This is a genomic window from Synechococcus sp. R55.2 (assembly GCF_047462075.1).
In the GTDB taxonomy this organism is placed as follows: Bacteria; Cyanobacteriota; Cyanobacteriia; order Thermostichales; family Thermostichaceae; genus Thermostichus.
In genome coordinates this window covers 1-3,234 of record NZ_JANSIH010000375.1, presented here as the reverse complement: position 1 = coordinate 3,234, position 3,234 = coordinate 1, and the positions used below count along the sequence as shown (strand labels likewise).

The 3,234-nt window shown below is 59.1% G+C and carries 2 protein-coding genes and 1 pseudogene; 1 reads left to right on the top strand and 2 read right to left on the bottom strand.

Annotation, left to right across the window (positions count from 1 at the left end; all coding sequences use genetic code 11):
* On the top strand, positions 1-568 hold a 568-nt coding region (locus NW838_RS11905), incomplete at its 5' end, for a tetratricopeptide repeat protein (protein WP_414428098.1).
* Positions 569-570: 2 nt separating this feature from the next.
* On the opposite strand, the gene dxs is transcribed toward NW838_RS11905, so the two are convergent.
* Both dxs and NW838_RS11895 read right to left on the bottom strand, forming a co-directional pair.
* Positions 571-2,517: a 1-deoxy-D-xylulose-5-phosphate synthase gene (dxs, locus tag NW838_RS11900; RefSeq protein ID WP_414355451.1), complete on the bottom strand. Its 1,947-nt coding sequence runs from the start codon at positions 2,515-2,517 to the stop codon at positions 571-573.
* 131 nt (positions 2,518-2,648) lie between these two features.
* Positions 2,649-3,234 (bottom strand): annotated as a pseudogene (locus NW838_RS11895) (RNA-guided endonuclease InsQ/TnpB family protein); the annotation flags it as partial.

The window sequence follows — 3,234 nt, the reverse complement described above, 5'->3', positions numbered from 1 at the left end:
GTCTCCTCAAGATGGGGCTGTTCTCTACTCGCTGGGATCGGCTTATTTGCGGCAGGGCAGCTACTTTGCCGCTGCTGAAACCCTGGAACGAGCTGTGGCCCTGCAACCGGATAACCCCAACGCTCGCTTCCAACTGGGCAATGCCTACCTCATGCTGGATCGGTGGGATGCGGCCCGGCAGGAATATGAGAAGACCTTGGAGTTGGATTCCGCCTATTGGCCGGCCATGAACAACATTGGCTTGGTGGACTATGAGCAGGGGGATCTCGACGCCGCCATCGATCGCTGGGAACGCACGATAGAGATGAACAATGCCGTAGCAGAGCCCTATTTGGCCCTGGCGACTGCCCTCTACATTCGGGGAGAAACCGAACGAGCTGAGGAACTGGGGGCAAAGGCCATGCGCTTGGATCCCAACTATGCCCGCCTGCAGGTGTTGCGGGAGAATCTGTGGCGGGAAAACCTGCTGCGGGATGTGCAGATCCTCCTGCGTACCAGACCTGTTGCAGAAGCTCTGCAGCAAGCCGCCATCGAGCAGTTCAACCGGCGGATGGGCCTTTCGGAATAGGCTCAGGAATTGACAGTGGGAACTTCCGCAGGGGATCCCTTGAGAACTCGTGCCTGAAACTTGGCCCGAATCCGCTCGGCAATCCCGGCACTGTTCAAGCCTAGTTCTGCCAAGGATTCCTCGGGGGTGGCGTGCTCCACCCACACATCCGGCACCCCCAAGCGCAACAAGGGCACTGCCAGGTCGGCGTCGAGCAGGGCTTCGGCCACTGCCGAGCCAAACCCACCCATGAGGCAACCTTCTTCCACCGTCACCACCAAGCGGCTCTGTTCGGCCAAAGGCAGGATCAGCTCAGTATCCAAAGGCTTGGCGAAGCGGGCATTGACCACCGTGGCTGAGATGCCGTGTTCTTTCAAGATCTCCGCCGCCTGCAGGCTGGGATGCACCATCGACCCATAGGCCAGGATCAACACCTCGCCACCGCTGCGCAGCACCTCGGCTTTGCCGATGGGCAGGGGTTCCCACCCCTCTTCTGCCAGAGGCACCCCTACACCCGATCCGCGCGGGTAACGCATGGCGATGGGGCCCTTGGTGTACTGGATCCCGGTCACCACCATGCGCTGCAGCTCTGCTTCATCTTTGGGAGCCATCAGCACCATTTCCGGAATGCAGCGCAGATAGGCGATGTCGTACATGCCTTGGTGGGTGGGGCCATCGGCTCCCACAACTCCCGCCCGATCCAAGCAAAAGAAGACCGGCAACTTTTGGATACAGACATCGTGGATGATCTGGTCGTAGGCCCGCTGCAAGAAGGTGGAATAAATGGCCACCACTGGCCGCATTCCCTCACAGGCCATGCCAGCCGCCAACGTTACAGCGTGCTGCTCGGCGATCCCCACATCCACAAACTGATCCGGCAGCTTTTCCTTGAGCTTATCCAGGCCAGTGCCCGTATCCATAGCGGCGGTGATGCCGATGATGCGGGGATCCCGCTCGGCCAGCTTGCAGAGGGCATGGCCAAAGACCTTGCTGTAGCTGGGGGGCTTAGGCTTGGTGGGCGGGTAGGGCTTGCCGGTGGCCAGGTCGAAGCGGGATTGGGCATGATACCCCACCTGTTCCGCTTCGGCAGGCGGGTAGCCCTTGCCTTTGACGGTGGCCACATGCACCAGTACCGGGCCGGAGATGCCGTGGGCCAACTCAAAGGCATCCAACAACTCCGCCAGGTTGTGCCCGTCCACCGGCCCCACGTAGGTAAAGCCCAGCTCCTCAAAGATAATGCCGGCTTTGTTGTTTTGCACAGCGGTAACCAGCTTCACCGTTTCCTTGAGGCGGTCAATTTCTGGGCTGAGGCTGGATCCCAGTAGGGGCAGGTTCTTCAGTTGCTCTTCTAGGCTGTCGGCCAAAAACTGCACCGGCGGGCTGAGGCGCAGGCGGTTTAAATAGCGAGGGATCGCCCCCACATTGGGGGAAATAGACATGCCGTTGTCGTTGAGCACCACCATTAGGTTGGTCTTGGGCAGGTGCCCGGCGTGGTTGATGGCTTCATAGGCCATGCCTCCGGTCAGGGCACCATCCCCAATGATGGCCACCACCTTGAAGTTGTCTCCCCGCCGATCCCGAGCGATGGCCATGCCCAAAGCTGCCGAGATGCTGGTGGAAGCGTGCCCCGCCCCAAAGTGATCGAAGCGGCTCTCGCTGCGCTTCAGGTAGCCGGAAATCCCCCCCTTCTGGCGCAATGTGTGGAAATTGTGGTACCTGCCGGTGAGCATTTTGTGGGCATAAGCCTGGTGCCCCACATCCCAGATCACCTTGTCTCGATCCAGATCGAGGGTCTTGTAGAGGGCCAAGGTCAGCTCCACCACCCCCAGCCCTGGCCCCAGATGACAGCCGACCGGGGAATTGGCAGCCGTCTGCAGATGTTTGTCGCGAATCTGGCGGGCTAGGCTGCGCAACTGGCTCAGGTTCAGGTTTCGGAGCTGGTTGGGATGAGTGATGTCACTCAGGTGCATAATGGACTCGTCCTTCCGGTGTGATCTCACTCTAATTCATTTTCAGGAGGGGTTTTGTAGCCCTCCCTCTCAAAACTTCAAGGAATGCAGGGATCCCCTCAATGCTGGGCCAAGGGCAGTGAGATCGTAAACTACCCGCACTCATGTTGATGCAAAGCGCTCCGCGCCGCTAAAGCGAAAGAGTGCGGGCTTTCAGTAGCCCTGAGCTTGTTTCGCTCGGCAGAACAAAACAAGCCCGTTCGCGAAGCGAGCCGTAGGCTTAACCTCCAGGCTGGTTTACGGCAGCCCCCAAGAGCGCAATTACGTTTGCACCATTCAAGTCCGCATCTCCTTCCCATCCACAGTGCCCACACTTGAACGACTTACCACTGCGATAGGATTGCGCAGGGTCGGGATGGATGTGCAAACACCGGTGGCAGGTCTGCGACGTGTAGGCAGGCGGAACAAGAATCAGAGAAACCCCTGCAACCCTCGCCTTGTATTCCAGAAATTGACGTAGTTGGTAGAACGCCCAACTGTTGGCCCTGCGCCGCTCGGCTTTGCTGCGTGGCTGTTGATTGACCCTTTCCCGGATCCCTGTCAGGTCTTCCAGAGCAATAGCGCTGTTGGTAGCTTTTGCCCTAGAGACAATAGCTTTGGAGATGCGATGATTGACCCACACTTGAAAGCGTCTCTCCTTGCCAGACAGCCGTTGCAACAGTTCTCTGCATCTGCGCC

Coding starts and splice junctions, on each gene's coding strand:
- dxs (WP_414355451.1), bottom strand. CDS start 2,517: ATGCACCTGAGTGACATCACTCATCCCAACCAGCTCCGAAACCTGAAC.